The organism is Proteus appendicitidis, assembly GCF_030271835.1.
GTDB classification, from domain to species: Bacteria; Pseudomonadota; Gammaproteobacteria; order Enterobacterales; family Enterobacteriaceae; genus Proteus; species Proteus appendicitidis.
This window is the reverse complement of the sequence record NZ_CP127389.1, coordinates 1,692,783-1,717,718: the sequence shown is the minus strand read 5'-3', so window position 1 is coordinate 1,717,718 and position 24,936 is coordinate 1,692,783. Positions and strand designations below refer to the sequence as shown.

Annotated in this window: 21 protein-coding genes and 2 tRNA genes; 10 read left to right on the top strand and 13 right to left on the bottom strand. The window is 38.2% G+C overall.

Going from position 1 to position 24,936, the window contains the following annotated elements:
* Positions 1-118: 118 nt before the first annotated feature.
* The gene (gene purR / locus QQS39_RS07980; RefSeq protein WP_023582340.1) at positions 119-1,144 is read left to right on the top strand and encodes an HTH-type transcriptional repressor PurR; all 1,026 of its coding nucleotides are present in this window, start codon (positions 119-121) and stop codon (positions 1,142-1,144) included.
* A 26-nt stretch (positions 1,145-1,170) separates the two neighbouring features.
* Here purR and punR read toward each other — a convergent pair whose 3' ends face one another.
* Positions 1,171-2,073 carry a DNA-binding transcriptional activator PunR gene (gene punR / locus QQS39_RS07975; RefSeq protein ID WP_088495752.1) on the bottom strand — a complete coding sequence of 301 codons (903 nt, stop codon included), beginning with the start codon at positions 2,071-2,073 and terminating at the stop codon, positions 1,171-1,173.
* A 118-nt stretch (positions 2,074-2,191) separates the two neighbouring features.
* Between punR and punC the strand changes: the two genes are divergently transcribed.
* The gene (gene punC / locus QQS39_RS07970; protein ID WP_285805697.1) at positions 2,192-3,409 is read left to right on the top strand and encodes a purine nucleoside transporter PunC; all 1,218 of its coding nucleotides are present in this window, start codon (positions 2,192-2,194) and stop codon (positions 3,407-3,409) included.
* A gap of 304 nt (positions 3,410-3,713) precedes the next feature.
* Positions 3,714-4,868 carry a cyclopropane fatty acyl phospholipid synthase gene (gene cfa, locus QQS39_RS07965; protein ID WP_151434976.1) on the top strand — a complete coding sequence of 385 codons (1,155 nt, stop codon included), beginning with the start codon at positions 3,714-3,716 and terminating at the stop codon, positions 4,866-4,868.
* Positions 4,869-4,954: 86 nt separating this feature from the next.
* Here cfa and QQS39_RS07960 read toward each other — a convergent pair whose 3' ends face one another.
* The gene (locus QQS39_RS07960) at positions 4,955-5,626 is read right to left on the bottom strand and encodes a riboflavin synthase subunit alpha (protein ID WP_151434975.1); all 672 of its coding nucleotides are present in this window, start codon (positions 5,624-5,626) and stop codon (positions 4,955-4,957) included.
* A 313-nt stretch (positions 5,627-5,939) separates the two neighbouring features.
* Here QQS39_RS07960 and QQS39_RS07955 point away from each other — a divergent pair, with 313 nt between their 5' ends.
* The 6 genes from QQS39_RS07955 to QQS39_RS07930 all read left to right on the top strand — a co-directional run bounded on the left by QQS39_RS07955 (position 5,940) and on the right by QQS39_RS07930 (position 11,266).
* Positions 5,940-7,313 (top strand): MATE family efflux transporter, encoded by a 1,374-nt coding sequence (locus QQS39_RS07955; RefSeq protein ID WP_151434974.1) that lies wholly within the window; start codon positions 5,940-5,942, stop codon positions 7,311-7,313.
* 148 nt (positions 7,314-7,461) lie between these two features.
* Positions 7,462-7,538: transfer RNA gene (locus QQS39_RS07950), tRNA-Val, on the top strand.
* A 29-nt stretch (positions 7,539-7,567) separates the two neighbouring features.
* Positions 7,568-7,644 (top strand) — tRNA-Val (locus QQS39_RS07945).
* A gap of 467 nt (positions 7,645-8,111) precedes the next feature.
* Entirely contained in the window at positions 8,112-9,524 is a 1,413-nt protein-coding gene (pykF, locus tag QQS39_RS07940) for a pyruvate kinase PykF (protein WP_151434973.1), read from the top strand.
* A gap of 178 nt (positions 9,525-9,702) precedes the next feature.
* On the top strand, positions 9,703-10,761 hold the full coding sequence (locus tag QQS39_RS07935) for a linear amide C-N hydrolase (protein ID WP_151434972.1): 1,059 nt from the start codon (positions 9,703-9,705) through the stop codon (positions 10,759-10,761).
* Positions 10,762-11,026: 265 nt separating this feature from the next.
* Positions 11,027-11,266 carry an Lpp/OprI family alanine-zipper lipoprotein gene (locus tag QQS39_RS07930; RefSeq protein WP_036913221.1) on the top strand — a complete coding sequence of 80 codons (240 nt, stop codon included), beginning with the start codon at positions 11,027-11,029 and terminating at the stop codon, positions 11,264-11,266.
* A gap of 91 nt (positions 11,267-11,357) precedes the next feature.
* Here the strand turns inward: QQS39_RS07930 and QQS39_RS07925 are convergent, their stop codons facing one another.
* From QQS39_RS07925 to ydiJ, 11 genes are all read right to left on the bottom strand, one after another.
* Complete coding sequence (locus QQS39_RS07925; protein WP_151434971.1) at positions 11,358-11,882, bottom strand: hypothetical protein; 525 nt, start codon at positions 11,880-11,882, stop codon at positions 11,358-11,360.
* A 106-nt stretch (positions 11,883-11,988) separates the two neighbouring features.
* Positions 11,989-12,906 (bottom strand): L,D-transpeptidase family protein, encoded by a 918-nt coding sequence (locus QQS39_RS07920; protein WP_285805696.1) that lies wholly within the window; start codon positions 12,904-12,906, stop codon positions 11,989-11,991.
* Positions 12,907-13,023: 117 nt separating this feature from the next.
* The gene (sufE, locus tag QQS39_RS07915; RefSeq protein WP_196734283.1) at positions 13,024-13,452 is read right to left on the bottom strand and encodes a cysteine desulfuration protein SufE; all 429 of its coding nucleotides are present in this window, start codon (positions 13,450-13,452) and stop codon (positions 13,024-13,026) included.
* Positions 13,453-13,475: 23 nt separating this feature from the next.
* The gene (gene sufS, locus QQS39_RS07910; protein WP_285805695.1) at positions 13,476-14,714 is read right to left on the bottom strand and encodes a cysteine desulfurase SufS; all 1,239 of its coding nucleotides are present in this window, start codon (positions 14,712-14,714) and stop codon (positions 13,476-13,478) included.
* An 11-nt stretch (positions 14,715-14,725) separates the two neighbouring features.
* Entirely contained in the window at positions 14,726-16,033 is a 1,308-nt protein-coding gene (gene sufD, locus QQS39_RS07905) for a Fe-S cluster assembly protein SufD (protein WP_151434967.1), read from the bottom strand.
* Entirely contained in the window at positions 16,008-16,754 is a 747-nt protein-coding gene (gene sufC / locus QQS39_RS07900; protein WP_023582353.1) for a Fe-S cluster assembly ATPase SufC, read from the bottom strand. The genes sufD and sufC overlap by 26 nt, the downstream gene beginning before the upstream one ends.
* 44 nt (positions 16,755-16,798) lie before the next feature.
* The gene (gene sufB, locus QQS39_RS07895; RefSeq protein WP_151434966.1) at positions 16,799-18,301 is read right to left on the bottom strand and encodes a Fe-S cluster assembly protein SufB; all 1,503 of its coding nucleotides are present in this window, start codon (positions 18,299-18,301) and stop codon (positions 16,799-16,801) included.
* A gap of 17 nt (positions 18,302-18,318) precedes the next feature.
* Complete coding sequence (gene sufA / locus QQS39_RS07890; RefSeq protein ID WP_036913225.1) at positions 18,319-18,687, bottom strand: Fe-S cluster assembly scaffold SufA; 369 nt, start codon at positions 18,685-18,687, stop codon at positions 18,319-18,321.
* A 418-nt stretch (positions 18,688-19,105) separates the two neighbouring features.
* Positions 19,106-19,726 carry a hypothetical protein gene (locus QQS39_RS07885; protein WP_151434965.1) on the bottom strand — a complete coding sequence of 207 codons (621 nt, stop codon included), beginning with the start codon at positions 19,724-19,726 and terminating at the stop codon, positions 19,106-19,108.
* 173 nt (positions 19,727-19,899) lie between these two features.
* The gene (gene menI, locus QQS39_RS07880) at positions 19,900-20,313 is read right to left on the bottom strand and encodes a 1,4-dihydroxy-2-naphthoyl-CoA hydrolase (RefSeq protein WP_285805694.1); all 414 of its coding nucleotides are present in this window, start codon (positions 20,311-20,313) and stop codon (positions 19,900-19,902) included.
* A complete protein-coding gene (gene ydiJ / locus QQS39_RS07875) occupies positions 20,310-23,366 on the bottom strand; it encodes a D-2-hydroxyglutarate dehydrogenase YdiJ (protein ID WP_285805693.1) in 3,057 nt (1,018 codons plus the stop codon). The genes menI and ydiJ overlap by 4 nt, the downstream gene beginning before the upstream one ends.
* 216 nt (positions 23,367-23,582) lie before the next feature.
* Here ydiJ and ydiK point away from each other — a divergent pair, with 216 nt between their 5' ends.
* The gene (gene ydiK, locus QQS39_RS07870) at positions 23,583-24,695 is read left to right on the top strand and encodes an AI-2E family transporter YdiK (protein ID WP_285805692.1); all 1,113 of its coding nucleotides are present in this window, start codon (positions 23,583-23,585) and stop codon (positions 24,693-24,695) included.
* The last annotated feature ends 241 nt before the right edge of the window (positions 24,696-24,936 follow it).

Here is a 24,936-nt window from a genome sequence, read left to right as displayed (position 1 = left end):
AAAATTCACAGCTAATCGCTAAATTATTGCCAGTGTTTGCCCTATGTATGACTATACTGGCAGTTAAACCATAAAATTAGATAAAAGAGACCAATGAAGGTCAGGAGTTTTCCACACCATGGCAACAATAAAAGACGTGGCAAAACGCGCAGGCGTATCAACCACGACTGTTTCTCATGTGATCAACAAAACACGTTTTGTTGCTGAGAACACACGGGCAGCAGTTTGGGCCGCTATAAAAGAATTAAATTATTCGCCTAGTGCCGTTGCGCGTAGTTTAAAAGTCAATCACACCAAATCTATTGGCCTGTTAGCCACGTCCAGTGAGGCTCCTTACTTTGCTGAAGTGATTGAAGCGGTTGAAAATAGTTGTTATAGCAAAGGCTACACACTGATTTTATGTAATTCACATAATAACCTTGATAAACAAAAAGCCTATTTAGCGATGCTGGCACAAAAACGTGTTGATGGATTGTTAGTCATGTGTTCTGAATATCCCGATCACCTTCTTACACTTTTAGAGGGCTATCGTAATATTCCAATGGTTGTCATGGATTGGGGCAAAGCGCGTGGTGACTTTACAGATACCATTATCGATAATGCTTTCCATGGTGGTTATATTGCAGGTCGTTACCTTATTGAGCGTGGTCATCGTGATATTGGTATTATTCCTGGTCCATTAGAACGTAATACTGGTGGTGGTCGCTTACAAGGTTTCTTAAAAGCCATGGAAGAAGCAAAAATCACAGTAAAAGATGAGTGGATTGTACAAGGCGACTTTGAGCCAGAGTCGGGTTATAAAGCCATGTACCAAATGCTAAATCAAAAACATCGCCCTACTGCTGTTTTTTGTGGTGGTGATGTGATGGCGATGGGCGCAATTTGTGCTGCGGATGAACTTGGTCTGCGCGTTCCTTTCGATATTTCTATTGTGGGTTACGACAATATTCGTAATGCACGTTATTTTACACCCGCACTAACGACCGTCCACCAGCCAAAAGAACGTTTAGGTCAAATGGCATTATCAATGTTGCTTGATCGCATCGTCAATAAACGCGAAGACGCCCAAACAATCGAAGTTCATCCACGATTAGTTGAGCGCCGTTCAGTTGCTGACGGTCCTTTTATTGACTACCGTCGTTAATTCAGATTTATTCAGCTATCTGATTTCTAGCGAAGCCATTCCTCATTTAAGGTTTGGCTATCTCCAAGATAATCTAGCAACCATGTCAAAGCGGGTGATTCACTTTTATCTACCCACGTCAGGCAGCATGGGCTGTCTGGCAATGGTTGTGCTAGTTGTAAAGTAACCAGCTTACCTTGTTCAATTAAAGGCTCAGCGCGGTGCCAAGGCACCATTCCTACGCATAATCCCGCTAACAAGCATTCAAGCCCCATATCCCATGTCGGGACAACCATTCTACGCTGATTATTGAGCGCCCAAGTGTCACGCTTTGGTAAACTGCGTGAGGTATCTTCTAAACATAAACTAGGATAAGGGCGCATCTCATCATCCGTTAATGGATGTTGTGCTTTCGCTAAAGGGTGATCAACATGGCAAACGCAGCGCCAAGGCATAAATCCCATATCTCTAAAACTATAACGTTCACCAATTGGTGAGGCTCTTGTTGCACCAATTGCTAAATCAACACGACCATTAACTAAAGAGTCCCATACGCCATTAAACACTTCAGGGTAGACATACAGCTCAATATCAGGAAAATGGCGGTAGAAATCGAGAATAAGTTGTTGTGTTCTTTCAGGTTTAACAATGCCATCAACTGCTATACTAAATTGACCGCGCCACCCATTAGAAACTTGTTGACAAAGATGCCGAGTGTCATTCATTTTTTTGATAACAGATCGTGCTTCTTTGATGAAAATTTTACCTGCATCGGTTAATTCTACATCACGGTGACGGCGCTCAAACAAAGGAACGGCAAGCCATTCCTCTAATTGCCGAACTGTGTAACTAACGGCGGATGGCACTCTGTGCAATTCTTGAGCAGCGGAGCTAAAACTTCCTGTTCTTGCAACTGCATCAACAACTTCTAAAGAGTATTCTGACCACATAGAGTTTATTCCTTTGAAAATTTTTCACAGCATTAACCAAATATTCCCGTTTCACAAGTAAAATAAGTCTTAGTTACAATATATAAAATGTTCTACATCACATAGCATAGAAAATAAAATGAATTCTAAAACGTCCACACAATCAAAAACACCTATGAGCTTTATGGTGTACCTAGCGGGTTTGAGTATGCTAGGTTACTTAGCTATTGATATGTACTTACCTGCATTCGGTATGATGCAGCGTGAACTCTCTATCAGCGAAGGTGCTATTAGTAATAGCTTAAGTATCTTTTTATTTGGCTTTGCTGTTGCCCAATTACTTTGGGGACCACTTTCTGACAAAGTAGGTCGTAAACCTATTCTACTTATTGGTTTAAGCCTTTTCTCTTTAGGCTGTCTTGGTATGCTGTGGGTTGAGAGTGCAACTGGCTTACTTGCTATGCGCTTCCTACAAGCTTTCGGTGTCTGCTCTGCTGCTGTTATTTGGCAAGCTCTTGTCATCGACCGTTTTGATGAATCTCGCGCTCAGCACGTTTTTGCTTTAATTATGCCACTGGTTGCATTATCACCAGCACTTGCACCTTTAATTGGTGCATCATTATTAAATCACGGCGGCTGGCGTATGATTTTCATGCTGTTAATGGCAGTAACATTAGTTCTAATGTTACCGACATTAATGCTAAAAAACATTAAACAAAAATCAGTCACAGATGCAAACCAATCTACCGCTTCATTTATAACTTTACTCAAATCCCCTCTCTACACAGGTAACGTATTAGTTTACGCTTCTTGTAGCGCGGGTTTCTTTGCTTGGTTAGCTGGCTCACCAATCATTCTTGAAAAGATGGGTTACTCGCCACAGGATATCGGTTTAAGTTATATTCCACAAACTATTGCATTTATGGTGGGTGGTTATGGTTGTCGTATCTTACTGTCAAAAATGACAGGTAAAACACTGCTTCCACTGTTGTTAATCGGTTATGCTGTCAGTATGACTGCGTTATACCTTGTTGCTAAATTTACTGAGCCAACATTAACAACTATTTTAATTCCGTTCTGTATTATGGCTGCAATGAATGGTGCATCTTATCCAATCGCAGTATCTAATGCTTTATCCGCTTATCCTGAAATTAGTGGTAAAGCAGCTGCGTTACAAAATGCACTTCAACTGGGTCTTTGTAGCTTAGCAAGTTTTATTGTGTCTGCCTTTATCAGTCAACAACCTCTGATTAACACCACTGCAATTATGGCATTAACAGCAATCCCAATGGCAGTTGGCTACTTTATTCAGCGCAATAAATCTGTTATCAAACACACGGTTCAAACCGCAGAATAATCCCCTCCTTTATTTTAAGAATCATCTTAAAAAGGCCATTTTATAAAAAATGGTCTTTTTCTTTTCTAGAGAAAAATAATTTACGTCTCTATACTTACCTATACGCTGTATAGCGTTTTGTTTATTTTTCTTTCGGATTTTGAGACATTAAACAAATTATTTGCTGATTATGTCAGATTAGTTGTCTTATTAATTTTATTCGTTCAATTCATACTGAACACAATACCATTTTAATACTATCAATCTGTACACATCCTTTCTTAGCTTTATGTCTCAAAACCCGCTTAGTTTACGCGGAGAGTATATGAGTACATCTTGTGTAGAAGAAGGCCGAAAGACCTCCAACGATCCTTATGAAAAGATCGTAATAGAACTGTTAGCTCACACAGATATTCGAATTAATGGTTCAGAACCTTATGATATTCAGGTTCATAATCAGAATTTTTATAAAAGAGTATTACAGCAAGGCTCATTAGGTCTCGGCGAAAGTTATATGGATGGTTGGTGGGATTGTGAACGACTGGATATATTCTTTCATAAAGTTTTACGTGCAGGTCTTGAAAATAAGCTTCCACAAAACCTACGTGACATTTTCAAGATTGCGGCAGCCCGCCTTTTTAATCTGCAAACACAAAAACGCGCATGGATGGTAGGTAAAGAACATTACGATCTGGGTAATGATCTATTTACTGCCATGCTTGATCCTAATATGCAATATTCCTGTGGCTACTGGAAAAATGCAGACAATTTAGCTCAGGCTCAAGAACATAAATTAGATTTAATTTGCCGAAAATTAGATTTAAAACCAGGTATGACCTTATTAGATATTGGCTGTGGCTGGGGGGGGCTTGCAGGCTACGCAGCCAAACACTTTGGCGTATCTGTTACGGGTGTCACCATTTCTGTTGAACAACAGAAGCTGGCACAAGCTCGATGCCAAGGGCTTGATGTTAATATAATCTTAGAAGACTATCGTGATTTACATGAAAAATTTGATCGTATAGTTTCAGTGGGTATGTTCGAACACGTTGGCCCTAAAAATTATGCCACTTATTTTGATGTCGTTCGTCGTAATTTAAAAGAAGATGGTCTGTTTCTATTACACACCATTGGTTCTAACCGCGATAAGGTGAATGTAGATAGCTGGATAAGCAAATATATCTTTCCTAATGGATGTTTACCGTCTATTCAAAAAATTGCTCATGCCATGGACAATAAATTTGTGATGGAAGATTGGCATAACTTTGGTGCTGATTACGATAAAACATTAATGGCATGGTATCAGCGTTTCTTAGATTGTTGGCCAGATATTGAACCCAATTATACACCGCGTTTTAAACGTATGTTTAGCTATTATCTTAATGCCTGTGCTGGCGCATTTCGTGCCAGAGATATTCAGTTATGGCAAATAGTACTAAGCCCTAAAGGGCATATTGGCGGTTTACAGATCCCTCGTTAATTATTTTTTATAAAAAGAGAAAAGCCAGTTTGATTAATAAACTGGCTTTTTCTTTAATTTTCTTTTCAGAGCAACAACATTAATGATTAATTATGTGAAGCTTGTTCTTCATTTTCAATTTGTTGCGCTGCGAATAAAGCTTGTTGCTGTGCTTGTTGTGCCATAACGCGCTCTACTGTATCGACAATCGCTTGAGTTTGAGGATCAAGCTCAATATTGACTTTATCACCAAGGCGCTTACGACCTAATGTTGTTCTGTCACGAGTTTCTGGAATTAAATGAACACAAAAACGGTTATTAACCACATCGCCCACAGTTAGGCTTATTCCATCAATACCAATAAAACCTTTGTGTAAAATATACTTCATTAATGCTTTATCGAAGATGCGAAACCAAATTTGTAAATTATTTTCTGATGTAATAATTTTGGCAACTTCAGCGGTTGTGACAATATGACCAGACATCACATGACCACCAATTTCATCACCATACTTAGCTGCTCGTTCAATATTGACTTCAGAGCCAACTTTTAATTCACCAAGGTTAGTTAAACGTAATGTCTCTTTCACTAAATCAAAGCTAATATGTGTGCCTTCAATTTTAGTGACCGTTAAACAGCAACCATTATTTGCAACAGAAGCGCCTGTTTCTAAATTGCCGACTAACTCGTTGGGTAATTCAATGATATGGGTACGAAAATCGCCTTTATCTTCGATAGCAATAACCCGCCCTTTTCCCTGAACAATACCTGTAAACATCTTACATCTCCTTGGAACGATAAACTGGTAAACTCACTTTAGGTTTATGCTATTAAGGATAACATAGCTCGTATTAATACAAAGGAACAATTATCGCATTTATTCCTTATCGATTATTGCCGTTAAATATAACGTAAAAACACCTAATAACTTATCAAAATCCTGTGTTTGAAAAGCTAAACTTCTTTCGTTGCTAATTAAACTTTTATCATTAGAATAAGCGGTCTTGAGGATCTCTTTACGTCATGTTAACAATACGACGTTTGTTCCCTTCCTTTCCTTTCGTTTTCTTATAATAAATAAAGGTGTATGCGTGCAGAAGTACATAAAAGAAGCGCGTAGCTTACTTGCTCTCGGTATCCCCGTTATCATCGCGCAATTTTCCCAGACAGCAATGGGTGTGGTTGATACTGTCATGGCGGGTGCTGTAAATGCCACAGAAATGTCGGCAGTGGCAGTAGGTACGTCTATTTGGTTACCAACGATTTTATTAGGCCAAGGCATATTAATGGCATTAACTCCAATCGTTGCACAATTAAATGGTTCAGGACAACGAAAACACATTGCTAATCGTACACAGCAAGGTTTTTGGCTCGCCACTTTCTTATCAATCATGGTCATTGCTATTCTTTATAACAGCCGTTTTATTATTGAAGCGCAACATGATATCGAGCCAGAATTAGCCGAAAAAGCCATTGGATTTATTCACGCCATTATGTGGGGTGCACCAGGCTGCCTTTATTATCAGGTACTGAGAAGCCAATGTGAGGGTTTATCTAAAACCAAACCCGGCATGATAATTGGTTTTGTTGGCTTATTAATTAATATCCCTGTTAACTACGCCTTTATTTACGGTAAATTTGGCGCGCCGCAATTAGGGGGTATTGGTTGTGGTGTTGCAACAGCCTCTGTTTTCTGGGCAATGTTCTTAATGATGCGTTATTACGTGCGTAGAGCGCCAACACAACGTGATGTTATGCCAGAAAAACGTTTAGTCAGCCCTGATTTTCACACGATAAAACGTATTACATTTTTAGGATTACCCGTTGGTTTAGCCTTATTTTTTGAAGTAACACTCTTTGCCGTTGTGGCATTATTAGTTTCACCTTTAGGCGTTACCGCGGTTGCGAGTCATCAGATTGCACTTAACTTTAGCTCCCTGATGTTTATGTTCCCGCTATCATTGGGAATAGCGGCAACAATCCGTGTTGGTCATAACTTAGGGCAACGCTCCACAGCACAAGCCCGTACTTCAGCCATTACAGCACTTGTTGTTGGGCTAATGTTGGCAAGTTGTACTGCGATTTTCTCTATCATCTTCAGAGAAAAAATTGCATTAATGTATAACGATAATATTGAAGTGGTGACATTAGCTTCTCATCTTATGTTATTCGCTGCGCTTTATCAGTTATCAGATTCTGTGCAAGTTATTGGCTCCGGTGTATTACGAGGTTATAAAGATACCCGCTCTATCTTCTTTATCACCTTTATTGCCTACTGGGTAATTGGATTACCTTCTGGTTATATATTAGGACGTACTAATTACTTTGTTGAAGCCATGGGACCTGCTGGTTTCTGGATTGGCTTTATTCTAGGTTTAACTGCCTCAGCAATTATGATGGGTTCCCGTATTTGGTGGATCCAACGCCAATCTGATGAAGTGGTGTTATTACGCTCAGAGCGTTAAAGAGAAACGGTTATTTAGGCAAGGGAATGACACAAATATCAACAAATAGCTTTAAATACGAGCAGTTGAATATAAATTTGTGTTTTTCCTCTTGCCAGAATCGAATCATCTCGTTAATATTCGTCCCCGTTGTCACCCAATAGATAATGCGTCCATAGCTCAGTTGGTTAGAGCACCACCTTGACATGGTGGGGGTCGGTGGTTCGAGTCCACTTGGACGCACCATTTATTTTTCGGCAACATCTCAATACAGTGCGTCCATAGCTCAGTTGGTTAGAGCACCACCTTGACATGGTGGGGGTCGGTGGTTCGAGTCCACTTGGACGCACCATTTCTCTTTCTCTATTTTCTTAAATTTATTCATCTTACCTCCCCTACAAAATAATTAATTCAGCTTGCAATATTCTATTGCGCAACAAAGTGTTTAAAAAACAAGCAGTCAGCGCTGTATTTTGATCACATCACTTAAATTTACCTTTTTTCGATTTTCTTCATAGAAATTAACCTCTATAATACGAAACATAATTTTGTTGAAAGGTTTCAGCGTATTGATTTACGGGCATCTTTAGAAAACAGAACAAATGAATCGTGATAGACTATAATGTAAGATGTCTGCCAACCTTTGATACAAAATAGTGACAAGATTTTTATGATGTTGCTGAACCATTAACATGTTGCGCAACTTATCCATTAGGAATGAGTTTGTACATCCTGTTTTGCACCATTGATACTGTTAATAGAAAACAGCGACATTAATCCTTATTCATCCATTACAATACAACCATTAAATAGACTGCCATGAAAAAGACAAAAATTGTTTGCACCATCGGGCCAAAAACCGAATCTGAAGAAAAACTGAATCAATTACTAGACGCTGGCATGAACGTTATGCGTCTAAACTTCTCTCACGGTGACTATGAAGAGCATGGCAACCGTATCAAAAATCTGCGTAACGTTTGCGCTAAAACAGGCAAAAAAGCCGCTATCTTATTAGATACTAAAGGTCCAGAAATCCGTACCATCAAATTAGAAGGTGGTAATGATGTTGCTTTAGTTGCTGGTCAAACTTTCACTTTCACTACAGACAAAACTGTTGTGGGCAACAAAGACCGCGTTGCTGTAACTTACGAAGGTTTCGCTAAAGACTTAACTGTTGGTAATACCGTTTTAGTTGATGATGGTCTTATCGGCATGAAAGTAACTGCTGTAACTGATACAGAAGTTGTTTGTGAAGTTTTAAACAACGGTGACCTAGGTGAAAATAAAGGTGTTAACTTACCGGGCGTTTCTATCGGTTTACCAGCATTAGCTGAAAAAGATAAACAAGATCTTATCTTTGGTTGCGAGCAAGGCGTTGATTTCGTTGCTGCATCATTTATTCGTAAACGTTCTGACGTTGAAGAAATGCGCGCACACTTAAATGCACACGGCGGCAAAAACATCATGATCATCTCAAAAATTGAAAACCAAGAAGGTTTAAACAATTTTGATGAGATCTTAGAAGCTTCTGACGGTATCATGGTTGCTCGTGGTGACTTAGGTGTTGAGATCCCAGTTGAAGAAGTTATCTTCGCACAAAAAATGATGATCGAAAAATGTAACGCTGCACGTAAAGTGGTTATCACTGCAACGCAAATGTTAGATTCAATGATCAAAAACCCACGCCCTACTCGTGCTGAAGCGGGTGACGTTGCGAATGCCATCTTAGATGGTACTGATGCTGTTATGTTGTCAGGTGAAAGTGCGAAAGGTAAATACCCAGTAGAAGCTGTAACTATCATGGCAACTATCTGTGATCGTACAGACCGTATCATGCAATCTCGCCTTGATTACAAACAAACCGCTGCAAAATTACGCGTCACAGAAGCAGTTTGTCGCGGTGCAGTAGAAATGGCTGAAAACTTAGATGCACCTCTGATTGTTGTTGCAACTTTCGGTGGTAAATCAGCTCGTTCTATCCGTAAATATTTCCCAACTGCGCCAATCTTAGCATTAACAAACAACGAAGAAACAGCTCGTCAGTTACTGTTAGTTAAAGGTGTAACAACGCAATTAGTTAACGAAATCTCTTCTACTGACGACTTCTACCGTATTGGTAAAGAAGCAGCATTAGCAAGTGGTTTAGCTCATGCTGGTGAGCGTGTTGTTATGGTTACTGGTGCGCTGGTTGATAGCGGCACAACAAATACTTCATCTGTTCACGTTCTGTAATTTAACAGTACGTCAATAGTTCAAACGCCACGGTAACCGTGGCGTTTTTTCTTCTCTTTCACTATTTTTTCTCTTTCATTATTTTTTTTAATTCTGCTGATTTTTTTCTCTTACTGCCCTCATTTCTTCTATGCTTTTAATAAACTATTTTATTAATATAAGTAAATAAGGATGTAAAATGTCTAATGACACAAAAAATACCCGCGTTTTTGCTTGTACTACCCTTGCGATTAAAGATAAGAAAAATCGTATTTATCATGGTAGAACAATGGAATTTTCAACAGACAAACCCGCCTCAATATTTGCATATTATCCTAAAGCTCATACATTCCAACAAAATGCTCCCGATGGTACACCAGGATTAAAATATGTCGCTAAATACCCTTTTATCGCCATTACAGCCCCCATTAATTTAGAAGGAACAAAAGACGTACTGGAAGGAGTCAATACACAAGGGCTTTCTTTTAGCTTGAATATGCTTCCTGATTCAAAGCTCCATGATATTAGCCCAGAAGACTACGCAAATTCAGTACCTATCGCAGCAATTGGTGAATGGGCTTTAGCACAATATTCAACCGTTGAAGAATTAAAACAAAACATCCCTAAAACCGCATTTTGGTCACAAAAATTATTGTTATTACGCAATTTACCCAGCCCTTTCCATTATGCTTTTTATGATAAAACGGGAGCCTGTATTGTTGTTGAGGTTTCAGAAGGGAAATTGCATATTTATGATAATCCGACTTATTGCATGACCAATGGTCCCTTATTTCCATGGCATCTTACCAACTTAAATAATTACACTCATCTTTCTAATATTAATATTTCCACCAGCACTCTGGGTAATATTAAGGTAAAACAACCTGATAGTGGGATTGCGTTAGTAACATTGCCAAGCTCTGATACTTCTGTTGATAGGTTTATTCGTGCTGTTTACTACACAACGTATTATCACCAAGTTTCTGATCCAGACACACAACTTGTTGAATTATCGCATATTATGAACCGTTTTGATCGTCCTAAAAATTCCACAATCGATCCTTTACTGGGACATAATACGTTAAAAGCCCTTCATACCAGTGAATTTTCAGTATGGACAACACTCACCGATTTAGAACGCGGGATACTCTTCTTTAGGGGATATAACGATCTAAACTTCCAAAAATTTACACTTGAATCGTTTAAAAATGAAGTAGAGCCTGTTTTCATAAAAGTAAATTTAGGTGGTGTTTTATAGCTATAAATATAAGTAACAATAAAACAATGCAGATAAAATGTTTTTCTATCAGACTTTTATGAATAAAAATCTTTTGTGAAATAACACGCATTTTTTGTACTGAACATTTGCATTGTAGGTGTTATTTTTTCTATTGTTCAACTAATGGTTCAGTAGAATGAGATAAATAAATCCAGCATTTTCTTATATATGTGCCATACTTATTAGTGGTTTCATATAAATGCTACTTGTTCCTTTACACAAACTAATAATAGAGGTTGTAACTATGAAAGCGAAACTTGTACTAGGTGCGGTAATTCTGGCTTCAGGCTTATTAGCAGGTTGTTCTTCTAGTAATAATGCACAATTAGATCAAATCTCTTCTGATGTAAGCCGCCTGAATACTCAAGTTCAGCAACTAAGCGGTGATGTACAATCTGCTCGCGCTGAAGCTAAATCAGCTTACGACGAAGCAGCTCGCGCAAATCAGCGTTTAGATAACCAAGTCACTACTTATAAAAAGTAATTTGACTCACCAATAGGCTGAAAACAGCTTTAGGTAAGCATTAATAGCAAAGCCCTAACGTAATGTTAGGGCTTTGGTTTTTATAAGGTTTTTAATTATTATTAAGTGTATCAATGCCAAAAGCTTTTATACGTTCATTTAAATTAAGATTCGTTGCTAGGTATGAGTTATGCCTGATATTTTTGTCTGTTTGAGTAGATATCTGACTAAATGTATCCTTAATTTTATCAACATTTTTTTGTTGATCTTTCGTCAGTACAAAATATTCCATGCCACTGACTTTTTTTAATTCATTCTCTAGAATATTAAATAGCTCTGTCACTGACTTTGAATACTTTGAGTAAGATACTCTGGAGCTAACCTTATCAGGCAAAGTCTCTATTTCAATTAACTCATATACCCTACATCCCTCTTTAGGAATGACTCGCTGAAGAAGCTCCTCGCACATTAATTGAATATTTTCACTTTTTAGCTTTTTATCCCCAATTAAAAATGTTTTACAGCTATTTCTCGCCTGAGATAACTTATTAAATAGCAAACCAGAATTATCCGCCATGTTAGGCGTGATACTGTTATTTCTCTTTATCAGATTTTCATTATTAGCTGAAACTCTCACTAAATTTCCTTATTATCAGTAAAATAATATGACTTATAGTAAGGTATCTTTAACGCTATTAATTTTATAAAGAGGTCTTTTGCTATTTATAAAATATCATCCACACTTAGTAGGCTGTAACCTCTACAGGAATACCAGAACGACGAATAAGCTCTGCATCGACTTTATTTTTATCGACTTTGCCACTTTCATACCAAGCATTAAATTGCTTTGTGAACGTAAGAGGCATCGTTTGCGGATCGTCATCTTCATTACGTGATAATGGCTGATGAACTTCAATAAACTGTCTACCATCCGCAGTTTCAGTAAATTTAATCGGCTTATTGATAACCTGAACACGGCTACCTTTAGGCACTACGTTAAATAACGTCTCAATATCATTGGGTCTTAAACGAATACAGCCTGAACTCACTCTTAATCCAATACCAAAATCTGCATTTGTACCGTGAATTAAATATTCACCGCGACTATGAGCCAATCTTAATGCATAAGCACCCATTGGATTTTCAGGGCCGGCAGGAACAACGGCAGGGAGCGTGATCCCTTTTGCTGCATAGTTTTTACGAATATTTGCCGTCGGTGTCCATGTGGGATCTTTAATCAATTGAGAAATCGATGTCACCATTTCAGGCGTTTCTCGTCCTAATTGACCAATACCGATAGGATAAACATCAACGGTGCTACCCTCTTTCGGATAATAATAAAGGCGTAATTCGGCAAGATTGATGACAATACCTTTATATACCGTATCAGGTAAAATCATCTGCAATGGAATATTTAATGTTTTACCTGCATCTGGTAAAAGCGGATCAATACCCGGATTTGCTTCCATCATATTGAGCAATCCCACTTGATATTCAGACGCAATAGCTTCTAGTGAACGCTTATCATCCGGCACTATATATGAAACATTCTCGCCGATAATACGCTGGCCATCAGCGGGTAACAGGTATTCTGTCGCATAAGATAAGTGGCTGTTCATCCCTAACAGCGATACTCCCAATAGGGTTAACCATTTATTCATCATTTATCCCGTGTGTTAGAAATAAAATAAACTGACTATTATGATGATAACATTATCATTGTTATGCTATTCATATAATAAGTCAGTTTAGAACATTAATGTGGGATTAGGTAACATTTATGCTACAGCGTATTCTGAAAAACGCTTAATCAGTGTCGTAACCATCGCATGCAAGCCTTGAGTTCGAGAGGGTGTTAAGTGGCTTTCTAGTGCGAGTGATGAAAAATACTGTTTTACATCTGTGGCTAATGCTTGTTCGAGCGTCTTTCCTTGAAATAAGATAATTACCAAGGCAACAAGCCCTTTGACAATGCCTGCATCGCTATCACCAGCAAGAATAAGTTGTTTATTCTCATTAAACGAAACAGCAATCCACACCTGACTTTGACAACCTTCGATAAAATTAGCGGAAATACGTTGTTCATCTGTTAAAGGAGTAAGGCGTTCACCTAACTCCATCATATAGAGATAACGTTGTTCCCAATCCTGACAACGAGAAAAATTGCGTAATAGTTTTGCTTCATCTGGCAAATTGGCTACTGCCATGAATAACCTCTTTTCTTTAATCTTTAACCTAATAACATTTCAACACGTAATAGCGCATTAACCAACGCATCAATATCATTTTTATTGGTATATAAACCAATAGATGCACGACACATCGCAGGAACTTGGTAGTAATCCATAATTGGCATCGCACAATGATGCCCTGTACGGATAGCAATACCATAATTATCAAGAAATGCCCCAACATCATAAGCGTGGTGTTTACCTAAATTAAACGCTATCACACCTTGTCGAAGATCATTACCATAAAGCGTTAAAGATTTTACTTTTTGCAACTGCTCTTGAGCATACTTCATTATACGATTTTCATACTCAGCAATATTATTCATACCTAGCTGTGAAAGATAATCTAATGCCGCACCTAAGCCAATCATTCCTATTATATTAGGTGTTCCCGCTTCAAAACGCCAAGGTGCATCTGCGTAGGTAATATCACCATTAATATGAACATGTTTTATCATTGCGCCACCGCCTTCCCAAGGCGGCAATTCATCCAGTATCGCTTTTTTACCATACAGCAAGCCAATACCCGTAGGACCATACAGTTTATGCCCGCTACAAACAAAAAAGTCGCAATCAAGTTGTGAAACATTAATTGTTTGATGCATGGCACTTTGAGCACCATCAACCAATATATGTAACTCCCCGCCTTGATCAATAGCATATTGGCGAGCATCACGAATAATCTGAGCGATAGGATTCACTGTGCCCAATACATTTGATTGGTGTGTAAGGCTAAATAATTTAGTTCGCTCGTCGATTAAGCTAGGTAATTTAGCTAAATCGAGTGTGCCGTCTTGTAATAGCGGTAACACTCGAACATTAAAACCATACTGTTTTGCCAACATATACCAAGGAACAATATTTGCGTGATGTTCCATTTCTGTGATGATGATATTGTCACCATCATTTAAAAATCGTTGGCTATAAACATTTGCAATTAAGTTGATCCCTTCCGTTGTGCCTTTAACAAAAATAATCTCGTCTTCGCTATTGGCACCTAAAAAATCACTGGCTTTTTTACGGACATTTTCAACTAACGTTGTCGCATTTGCACTTAACGTATGAATGCCGCGGTGAACCGCGGCATATTGTGTTAAGGCAAATTGCTTTTCATGTTCAATGACGCAAGCCGGTTTCTGAGCACTTGCGGCACTGTCGAGATAAACCAGTGGTTTCCCTTTTACTTGTTGTAAAAGGATTGGAAAATCATCTCGCGCTTTTTCAATGGAATGCGTCATAATGCCTTATTTTATACCTCTAATAAGCGCTGATTAATTCTGTCTAACACCTGCGCCTTAATCACGCTATTTTCTAGCGATTCAGTTAATTCAGCCGCAAATGCATGGATGATCATTTTACGGGCATCACTTAAAGAAATACCTCGTGAACGCAAGTAAAATAGTTGCTCATCATCAATTCGCCCCACAGTCGCACCATGGCTACATTTTACATCATCAGCATAGATCTCAAGCTGTGGCTTAGTATCGATTTGCGCTTTCTCACCCAGCAACAGATTATTATTAGTCATTTGACCATCTGTTTTTAATGCTTGAGGTGTTACCGTGATCATACCGTTAAATACGGCTTTCCCTGCATCCATTGCAATACTTTTATGCAGTTGACGACTCTGGCAATTTTTCTCACCATGAACCAACCATGTACGGGTATCCGCTATTTCGCCGGCTTTAGGTAATACAACGCTATTCATCGAAAGCTCTGTATTTTCACCTTTTAGTGCAGAACTTGTATGATGACGACTAAGTTTAGCCCCTAATAAGAAAGCATAACTATTGACACGAGCATCACGACCTATCGTCAGATCGTTATGAGCAAAATGCTGACTTACACCATTCTCAAAACTTAATTTGATATGATTAAAAGAGGCATTATCACCAATCGCAGCAGTTAATCTTGCCCCTGTAAAGTGACGGTTTTCGCTATCACTGCTGATATAGTGCTCAATAACTTGCATCTGTGTATTTGCACCGACATCAAGGTGAAAACGATAATTTGCGCTATTTACTTCTGCACTTTGATCACCTTGAGTAATATTGAGGATATAAAGTGGTTTATCCGCAATAACGCCCGCTTTCAAGGTAATCAACAAAGGATGTGGTGCTAAACTTTCAACTAAATGCAGGAAAATTTCACCATTTACCGCTTTAGGCAATTCACTTTGGTTATCAAGCAAAGTGACTTGATAAGGACCAAAATCTTTGCTGCTTTCTATCGGTGAAAATGTGCCATTTACCATAACAATACGATAGCAATCAAAAGATAATGCGTATTTAGCCATTAAATTTTGCACATCAAAAGCTGGCAACTGTTGATAGCGCTGGCTTAGCGTTTCTTCTAATGGCGTATAGTGCCAATCTTCATGACGATAAGCCGGGAAACCGACTTTCTCGACTTGTAGCCAGTGATTACGCGCATTGAGACTATCGTCGCCTTTACGTTGATGATATAACGCTGAAAACGTTTCTAATGCTTGTTGATTACGCAGTTCAACTTGGCGCTGCTTTTCACGCTTTTCATTGAGGGTCAATAAGCCAGCCATAACCTTGTTCCTCCAATTTTTGCGCCAATGAGAAATCACCAGATTTAATGATTTTCCCCTGATAAAGCACATGTACAAAATCAGGTTTAATATAGTCAAGAATGCGCTGGTAGTGTGTTACAACAATGAAAGCACGTTTACCATCACGTAAGCTATTAACACCATTAGAAACGATTTTTAAGGCATCAATATCAAGCCCTGAATCTGTTTCATCTAAAATACATAATTCAGGCTCTAACGCAGCCATTTGTAAAATATCGTTACGTTTTTTCTCACCACCAGAAAACCCCACGTTAACTGAGCGTGTTAACAAATCTTGTGGCATATCCAATAATTTGATTTTATCTTCAATAAAATCTTCAAAATCAAAGCGATCTAACGGCTCTTGACCACGATATTCTCTCACCGCATTCACAGACGATTGTAAGAAAAATTGGTTGCTGACACCGGGTATTTCAACCGGATATTGAAATGCCATAAAGATGCCTTCACCTGCGCGATCTTCTGGTTCTAATTCCAATAAATCTTTATTTTTAAAGGTGATTGAACCTTCATCGACTTCATATTCATCACGACCAGCAAGTGTTGCTGATAAGGTACTTTTACCCGAGCCATTTGGCCCCATAATCGCGTGAACTTCACCCGCACGAACTTGCAAATCTAACCCTTTCAGGATCTCATTGCCTTCAACACTGACATGTAAATTTTTAATTTCTAACATAATATATGCCTTCGGTATCTTTATTCTCAGAATTTGGTTAATCGTTAACCGACGCTATGTTCTAAGCTGATTGCTAATAATTTTTGTGCTTCTACAGCAAATTCCAGCGGTAATTCTGAGAACACATCTTTACAAAATCCGTTTACAATCATTGAGATTGCATCATCTTCGCTTAACCCACGCTGACGACAATAGAACAACTGATCCTCACCAATACGTGACGTTGTTGCTTCGTGTTCAAGCTGTGCTGAGTTGTTCATTACTTCAACATAAGGGAAAGTATGCGCACCGCACTGCGTACCAATTAACATGGAATCACATTGGGTAAAGTTACGGGCATTTTGCGCACCAGGGAGTACTTTTACGAGTCCACGGTAACTGTTTTGGCTTTTACCTGCAGAAATACCTTTAGAGATAATGGTTGATTTGGTATTTTTGCCGATATGGATCATCTTAGTACCGGTATCTGCTTGTTGGTTGCCATTCGTTAAAGCAACCGAGAAGAATTCAGCGGTCGAATTATCCCCTTTTAAAATCACACTTGGATATTTCCATGTAATCGCAGAACCTGTTTCTGATTGCGTCCATGACATTTTTGCGTTTTCGCCTTCACAAATCGCACGTTTAGTCACAAAGTTAAGAATACCGCCTTCACTATCGCCTCCAGAGAACCAGTTTTGTACCGTCGAGTATTTTACTTCAGCATCTTTATGGATAATGACTTCAACCACAGCAGCATGAAGCTGATAGCTATCACGAACAGGTGCTGAACAACCTTCGATATAACTGACGTAACTACCTTCATCAGCAACCAGAATAGTTCGTTCAAATTGACCTGTTTGAGCCGCATTAATACGAAAATAAGTCGATAATTCCATTGGGCAACGAACCCCTTTTGGAATATAGACAAAAGTACCATCAGATGCGACAGCCGCATTTAGTGCAGCAAAGTAGTTATCATGACTTGATACAACGGTGCCTAAATATTGGCGTACTAAATCAGGATATTCTTGAATAGCTTCGCTAAATGAGCAGAAAATTATGCCATGTTCGGCAAGCTCTTCACGATATGTTGTTGAAACAGAAACAGAGTCAAAAATGGCATCAACCGCAACCGCTTGCCCTTCTCTTACAGGCACACCAAGTTGGTTAAAGGCATCTTCAACTTCTTTAGTTAAATAATCTTGCGCGGCTTGTTTATCACTTGCAACCGCTTCATTTGTACCACCAGCACAACTGCCATTAGCACAGCATGAACTGCAAGATGGCGCCGAATAATAGCTATAATCTTGATAATTAAGCGATGGATAATCTGCTTTTAGCCAATGAGGCTCTTCCATTTCTAACCAATGGCGATAAGCATCTAAACGAAATTCCAGCATCCACTCTGGTTCGTTTCTTTTTGCCGATATTGCACGCACAACCGCTTCGTTTAATCCTTTTTCTAAGGTATCGGTTGAGATATCGGTATAAAAACCTTCTTTATAGTGGTGATCGCTTAGCCATCCCTGAACTTCATCACCAATTTCAACATTGCTCTGAGACATAATCTGACTTCACTATGTTATACCCCGAAGCTCTCACCACATCCGCAGACGTTTTGAGCTTTAGGATTATTAAATTTAAACATTTGATTAAGTCCTTCACGAACATAATCAACAACCAACCCATCGATAAATGGCATTGCTTTTAATGAAACAAAGAGTTTTGCTCCATTGTGTTCATAAACAAGATCATCATCATTTGGGGCAGTAGCGAGTTCAATAACATAACCATACCCTGTACAACCAGAGGGTTTGATACTTAAGGAAAGTCCTTGTTTTTCTGGGTTTTTCTCAACTAAATGACAGATATGCTTTGCCGCATTATCCGTTAATACAATGCCTTGCCAAGCTGTGTCATTAAGAGAAAAAGTTTCAACGTTGTTTGTCATTTCTGACCTCATTTCGAAAGGAGATTGATATCTTTCCTGACACTAATGGTAATGATAACCCTTATCACTTCAACCATGTCTTTTGAAAGGATATTCCATAAATGTGTGTTTTTTGTTCTATTTTTGCAATTACTTTGTTAACAATTAATGTTAACACAATGTAATATAACACTTTTATTCTCTTTCATTACAAAAAATAAAACTTTTAATTTTTCTTATATTTCGCACAATACGCACATAAGTTGCAATATAAATACACTTTATATGTTATCACTGAAATTTAGAGAAAAAAGCATAAAAATGTGTTTTTACATGACAGCTTATTAACTCTGTTCACATTCATTTTTATGCTTATCATGCAGGATAAGATAGCACCACTTATGTGATGACCTCTTATTGGATTGTGTGCTCTTTGAACTTATTTATTGATAGTAATGGTTTGAATATATTTGTTTGTACATTCAAGGATTTGACTATTTTTTTGTTTGTTCGATTGGCTATTGAAGTTGCTAATCAATTGTAGTTGCCATACTCGGTTCGTTTTAAGATCAGCCACTAAAACACCTTCATAACTCACATTCTCTTTTGCGTATTTTCCTTCAAAAAAGACATGTCTACTTTCTACGTTTGGGATGGTTAATGGTTTTATCGATGTAGATATTTCCTTCATGCCATCTATTATCGCAATATTATCAACTATGCCTTGTGCTCCCGCATCCACATCATAACTCATTGCATCGATCATTTTAAAATAAACCAGACGAACATCTGTTAAATCACAAATAGGCTCTGATTTATAAACCATCATTTCTGTTGTGACATCCTGAATATTATCGGGTAATAATTTAAAATAATTTTCAGTATCTTCTCTGCTCATTGTAAATGAAGTGGGATAAGCCATATTAAAACCAGAAACAGTTTGCACTGGAATATTGCTTATATCATTACTCGTTTTAGAGGTAGAATTATTGTCACACCCACTGATTAATAAACCTACAATTAATAATACTGTGGTGTTGAATTTAGAAATAGTTAACATTATTGATCGTCTTATCTTTTATTATGAAGATAATGATTATCATTAAAAATAAAATCTAAATAAAGAAATAATTCTCTTTTCTCTCTCAATTTTTATTCTTTTTGACATTATCTATAAACATAAAAAACGCACAAAGCGAGTATTTCACTTTGTGCGTATAACTTTTTTATTTTTTAAGAAATAACAGATGTTGTTAATCTAGAAATACATACTTGACGACCTTCATCATCAAATATTTCTATTGACCAAACTTGATGTGAACGACCTAAATGAATAGGTTTGCATACACCTCTTACCTTGCCTTCTCTTGCTGAACGAATATGATTCGCATTAATTTCAAGCCCGACAATCTTTTGTTCACCTTCGGTACAAAGATAACCCGCAACAGAGCCTAATGTTTCAGCTAACACAACAGAAGCACCACCATGCAAAAGCCCCAAAGGCTGCTTAGTACGATGATCAACAGGCATTCTTCCTTCAAGATAATCATCACCAAGGCATGTTAATTCAATACCCAAATGGCTCATCATATTGTTTTGTCCAATACGATTAAGATCCTCAATTGTCATTTTACGTTTCCATATCATGGCATAATCTCCAAAAGTGCCTGTAGTGGGTGTTTTAGCTCAACATTATCAATACGTTTCACTTGACTACGACAAGAGTAACCGGTGCTTAAACAACGCATTGTTGGTAACGTTTTTAATGCATTACCCCATGAGAGTTGATAAATGCCCAACGAGTTTTCATAATTATTTAGTTCATGTCCATAAGTACCAGCCATTCCACAACATCCAGTGCTCACAAATTCGAGTTGCTGCCCATAACGTTGGAAAATAGCCTGCCACTGTTTCATACTTTGTGGTAGCGCCGTCACTTCTGTACAGTGCCCAAAAAGATACCATTTTTCAGCATCATCGCGAACTGCTATTGGCTCAGATACCAATTTACTTAGCCATTCATGAACAAGTTGAACATTAAAACCCCCACGTTTATCACCCAGTATTTCACGATATTCATCACGATAACAAAGCACTAACGCAGGATCGACTCCCACCATAGGGATACCTAATTTTGCAACACGATTAAGCATTATTGAGGTTTTTTGTGCTGTTTTACTAAATTGCTGTAAAAAACCTTTAATATGTTGCGCTTTACCATTAGGTGAAAACGGCAGCAAGACAGGTTTAAATCCAATCTTTTCAATTAGCTTGATAAAATCGGCAACCACTTTTGCATCGTAATAACTGGTGAATGGATCTTGAACCACCAGCACATGATGGCTTCGTTGCTTTTCAGATAAACGCTCTAAGTCTTCTAGCGTCATATCTAACGCATTGTGCCCAGCCAATTGCTGCTTTAATGTTGGTGATGACAGCAAAGGTAAATCAACCATTCCTATCGTGTGTTTACTTAATGATTGCACCAAAGGTTGCTTCATAAAAAAGTTAAAGAATCCGGGTGCTTTCGCCATAATCGGCGTAGTTAACTCAACATTAGCGACAATATGATCTTTTAACGGACGTAAATAGCGCTGGTGATAAAGCTCAGTAAACTTAGAACGAAACGATGGCACATCAATTTTAATCGGACATTGCGTTGAACACGCTTTACAAGCCAAGCAACCGTTCATTGCCGCTTTGACTTCATGAGAAAAATCATATTCGCCACGTTTAGCTTTCCAAGTATTACGCGTTTTCTCAATTAAACTTCTTAAGCTAGGTTTATTATTTTCAAGGCTAGATCCAAGTTGTTTTGGGCTAACGCCTTGCTCTGTTAATAAGCGTAGCCACTCCCTTACAAGTGCGGCTCGTCCTTTAGGTGAATGAATGCGTTGTCCGCTGATTTTCATTGAAGGGCACATAGGGCTTTTAGCATCAAAGTTAAAGCAAAGCCCATTGCCATTACAATCTAATGCACCTTTGAAATCTTGGCGCACAGATAAAGGAATTGTGCGATCAAAAGTCCCTCGTTTGATAGTATCAACTTGCTTCATAGGCTCATCGACCTCTAATGGAGGGCAGATTTTCCCAGGATTCAGTCTATTTCGAGGATCGAACACCGTTTTGATTTGACGCAGTTCATGATAGAGCGTTTCACCGAAAAATTCGGGGCTGTATTGCGCTCTAAAGCCTTTTCCATGTTCACCCCAGAGTAACCCACCATATTTGGCTGTTAACGTGACAATGTCGTCTGAGATGGATTTCATCAATAATTCTTGTTGTGGATCGCACATATCAAGAGCAGGTCTTACGTGCAATACACCCGCATCAACATGTCCAAACATGCCATAATTGAGCTGGTGGCTATCAAGTAGCGCTCTAAATTCTGTAATATAATCAGCAAGATGTTCTGGCGGTACACAGGTATCTTCAACAAAAGGAATTGGCTTTGCTTGCCCTTTTGCGTTACCTAATAAACCAACCGCTTTTTTACGCATGGCATAAATACGGTTTATATCCGCCAAATCTTCACAGACTTGATAACCGATAACACCGCTCTGACCCTCTTTCATTAATGAATCTAAACGTTGGCATAATGATGCGACTTGTGAAGCGATAAGATTTTCATCATCACCCGCAAATTCAACAATATTAAGACCTTGCATATCTTTATCAGGTATATCAGTGATCAGCGCTTTAACGGAATGCCACACAATATCTTCACGAGCGAGATTTAATACTTTGGAATCAACAGTTTCAACAGAAAGTGCATTTGCTTTAACTAAAAAAGGCGCATTACGTAATGCTGAGTCAAAAGAATCGTATTTTACATTGACTAAACTGCGCTGTTTAGGAATTGGCGTGATATCGAGTGTCGCTTCAGTAATAAAAGCGAGCGTTCCTTCAGAGCCTGTTAAAATTCTCGTTAAATCAAATCGTTTCATGTCATCACTAAAGACATGACGTAAATCATACCCAGTTAAAAAGCGATTTAATTTAGGGAATTTTTCAAGAATAAGCTTTCGTTGCTCTTTGCAACGAGATAAAACGGTACGATAAACTTTACCGATTGCAGAGCTCTCTTGGGCAATATTTTCAGCTAGTGCGATATCCATCGCTCGCGTTTCAAGAAGTTCACCGCCTAACAAAACCGCTCTAACACCAAGAACATGATCAGAAGTTTTACCATAAACCATTGAACCTTGCCCGGATGCATCAGTGTTAATCATTCCGCCTAATGTGGCACGATTACTGGTAGAAAGTTCTGGAGCAAAAAAGAAGCCATAAGGTTTTAAAAAGAGATTAAGCTCATCTTTTATCACTCCTGCTTCCACTTTTACCCAACGTTCTTCTGGATTTATCTCAATGATGCGTTTCATATAACGAGATAAATCGACGACAATACCATCCGTTAATGCTTGCCCATTAGTACCTGTGCCGCCCCCTCTTGGAGTCAGAGAGAGTGAATGAAATCGAGGTTCATCAACTAAGCGAGCTATAATAGTGACATCCGCTGTTGAACGAGGAAAAACAACCGCCTGTGGCAATAACTGGTAAATACTATTATCTGTTGCCATAGTGAGTCTGTCAGCATAACTGCTGGAGATATCACCGGTAAAACCATTTTTTCGAAGAGTATCAAGAAATTCTGTTGTGAGTTCACTGACTTGCGGTGCTTGCGATATACGTGGGATCATGGGTTATAGCTCTTTAATCTAATAGTCCACATTGCTTAATTTTAGATGTTGAAATGTATGCTAAGAGGTACTCTGCCTCATTTTGTACTTTCAGACCGATACCTATTCACCTTATCATACAATTCTGGCAAATTGCGTAGTGATATAAACAACGTGATATTTGCAATGTTTATTCATCTGCTTCTAGCATTTTTATTCGTGTAGGGATTTAAAACCATGGAAAAACCGCAGATCCATACAGATATACCCAAAGTTTTATTCACTGTTCTTTTTATTTCTTTTTTTATTATCGCCAGTTTTTGGATCTTAAATCCCTTTATTGTGGGTTTCATTTGGGCTGGAATGATTGTTGTAGCAACGTGGCCTTTACTTCTTATTATTGAAAAACGAGTAAAATATCGTTGGCTATCAACCATGATAATGATGATTTTGATATTACTGATCTTCGTTATCCCTATTATCTTATTAATTAGTAGCGTTATTGATAATAGCGCCCCCTTAATTGAATTAGCGAAATCACCTTCGAATATTCAGCCTCCTCAATTATTATGGCTTAACGATATCCCCATGATAGGGAGCAAGCTTTATGATACATGGCACTCTATTCTGGTTTCAGGGGGGAATGCGTTAATCTCAAAAATCCAACCTTATGTTGGGCAAGCTGCAAACTGGTTTTTTGCTCAAGCCTTAAATATTGGTCGATTTGCCCTACATTTGGGTGTGATGTTGTTATTTTCAGGCTTACTGTTTTTACAAGGTGAAAATGTCGTATCTTGGTTGCGTCATTTTGCTATTCGCTTAGCCGGTCAACGTGGTGATGCCGCAATCTTACTCGCTTCTATGTCTATTCGCGCCGTTGCATTAGGTGTAGTTTTAACCGCCTTAATTCAGGCTATTGTTGGCGGTGTTGGTCTTGCTGTATCTGGCGTACCTTATGCTACGGTATTAACCGTCGTTATGTTTATTTGCTGCCTTGCTCAAATAGGTCCTTTATTAGTTTTGATCCCTTCAATTTTATGGCTATTTTGGACGGGTGATACCACTTGGGGCATTGTTATGGTGATTTGGGGTGGTGCTGTTGCAACAATGGATGGTGTATTACGCCCTTATTTAATCAAGATGGGTGCAGATTTGCCTATGGTATTAATTCTCACAGGTGTTATTGGTGGAATTTTAACATTAGGTATGATTGGTTTATTTATTGGTCCTGTTGTTCTTGCTGTTGCTCATAGTTTATTAAATGCATGGGTTAATGAAGTACCAAAACCTAGTCCTGATTTAACTGAAACAGTAGAATTTATGAATAAAAACTTTATTGAAAAAGAATAAATAATAATGGAGCATGTAAGTGTAGCTACTTACATGCTCTAAAAATAACAGAGTAAAGTTTAATAAAGATTATCAATTTAGGAATAAACCATTATATTTCTATATTAAAACTTACATCTTGAAACAAATTACATTTTTTTAAACCTGTTTGTTACCAGCAAGTTATATTCAATTTTAAATAAACCATTATTCTTTTTATTGAGATAATTCTTAGAGCATAATTAACGCATTTCTCTTAATA

What these genes read in the sequence shown, in the direction of transcription:
- purR (WP_023582340.1), top strand. Translation starts at nt 119, where the DNA reads ATGGCAACAATAAAAGACGTGGCAAAACGCGCAGGCGTATCAACCACG.
- punR (WP_088495752.1), bottom strand. Translation starts at nt 2,073, where the DNA reads ATGTGGTCAGAATACTCTTTAGAAGTTGTTGATGCAGTTGCAAGAACA.
- punC (WP_285805697.1), top strand. Translation starts at nt 2,192, where the DNA reads ATGAATTCTAAAACGTCCACACAATCAAAAACACCTATGAGCTTTATG.
- cfa (WP_151434976.1), top strand. Translation starts at nt 3,714, where the DNA reads ATGAGTACATCTTGTGTAGAAGAAGGCCGAAAGACCTCCAACGATCCT.
- QQS39_RS07960 (WP_151434975.1), bottom strand. Translation starts at nt 5,626, where the DNA reads ATGTTTACAGGTATTGTTCAGGGAAAAGGGCGGGTTATTGCTATCGAA.
- pykF (WP_151434973.1), top strand. Translation starts at nt 8,112, where the DNA reads ATGAAAAAGACAAAAATTGTTTGCACCATCGGGCCAAAAACCGAATCT.
- QQS39_RS07935 (WP_151434972.1), top strand. Translation starts at nt 9,703, where the DNA reads ATGTCTAATGACACAAAAAATACCCGCGTTTTTGCTTGTACTACCCTT.
- QQS39_RS07930 (WP_036913221.1), top strand. Translation starts at nt 11,027, where the DNA reads ATGAAAGCGAAACTTGTACTAGGTGCGGTAATTCTGGCTTCAGGCTTA.
- QQS39_RS07920 (WP_285805696.1), bottom strand. Translation starts at nt 12,906, where the DNA reads ATGAATAAATGGTTAACCCTATTGGGAGTATCGCTGTTAGGGATGAAC.
- sufE (WP_196734283.1), bottom strand. Translation starts at nt 13,452, where the DNA reads ATGGCAGTAGCCAATTTGCCAGATGAAGCAAAACTATTACGCAATTTT.
- sufS (WP_285805695.1), bottom strand. Translation starts at nt 14,714, where the DNA reads ATGACGCATTCCATTGAAAAAGCGCGAGATGATTTTCCAATCCTTTTA.
- sufD (WP_151434967.1), bottom strand. Translation starts at nt 16,033, where the DNA reads ATGGCTGGCTTATTGACCCTCAATGAAAAGCGTGAAAAGCAGCGCCAA.
- sufC (WP_023582353.1), bottom strand. Translation starts at nt 16,754, where the DNA reads ATGTTAGAAATTAAAAATTTACATGTCAGTGTTGAAGGCAATGAGATC.
- sufB (WP_151434966.1), bottom strand. Translation starts at nt 18,301, where the DNA reads ATGTCTCAGAGCAATGTTGAAATTGGTGATGAAGTTCAGGGATGGCTA.
- sufA (WP_036913225.1), bottom strand. Translation starts at nt 18,687, where the DNA reads ATGACAAACAACGTTGAAACTTTTTCTCTTAATGACACAGCTTGGCAA.
- QQS39_RS07885 (WP_151434965.1), bottom strand. Translation starts at nt 19,726, where the DNA reads ATGTTAACTATTTCTAAATTCAACACCACAGTATTATTAATTGTAGGT.
- menI (WP_285805694.1), bottom strand. Translation starts at nt 20,313, where the DNA reads ATGATATGGAAACGTAAAATGACAATTGAGGATCTTAATCGTATTGGA.
- ydiJ (WP_285805693.1), bottom strand. Translation starts at nt 23,366, where the DNA reads ATGATCCCACGTATATCGCAAGCACCGCAAGTCAGTGAACTCACAACA.
- ydiK (WP_285805692.1), top strand. Translation starts at nt 23,583, where the DNA reads ATGGAAAAACCGCAGATCCATACAGATATACCCAAAGTTTTATTCACT.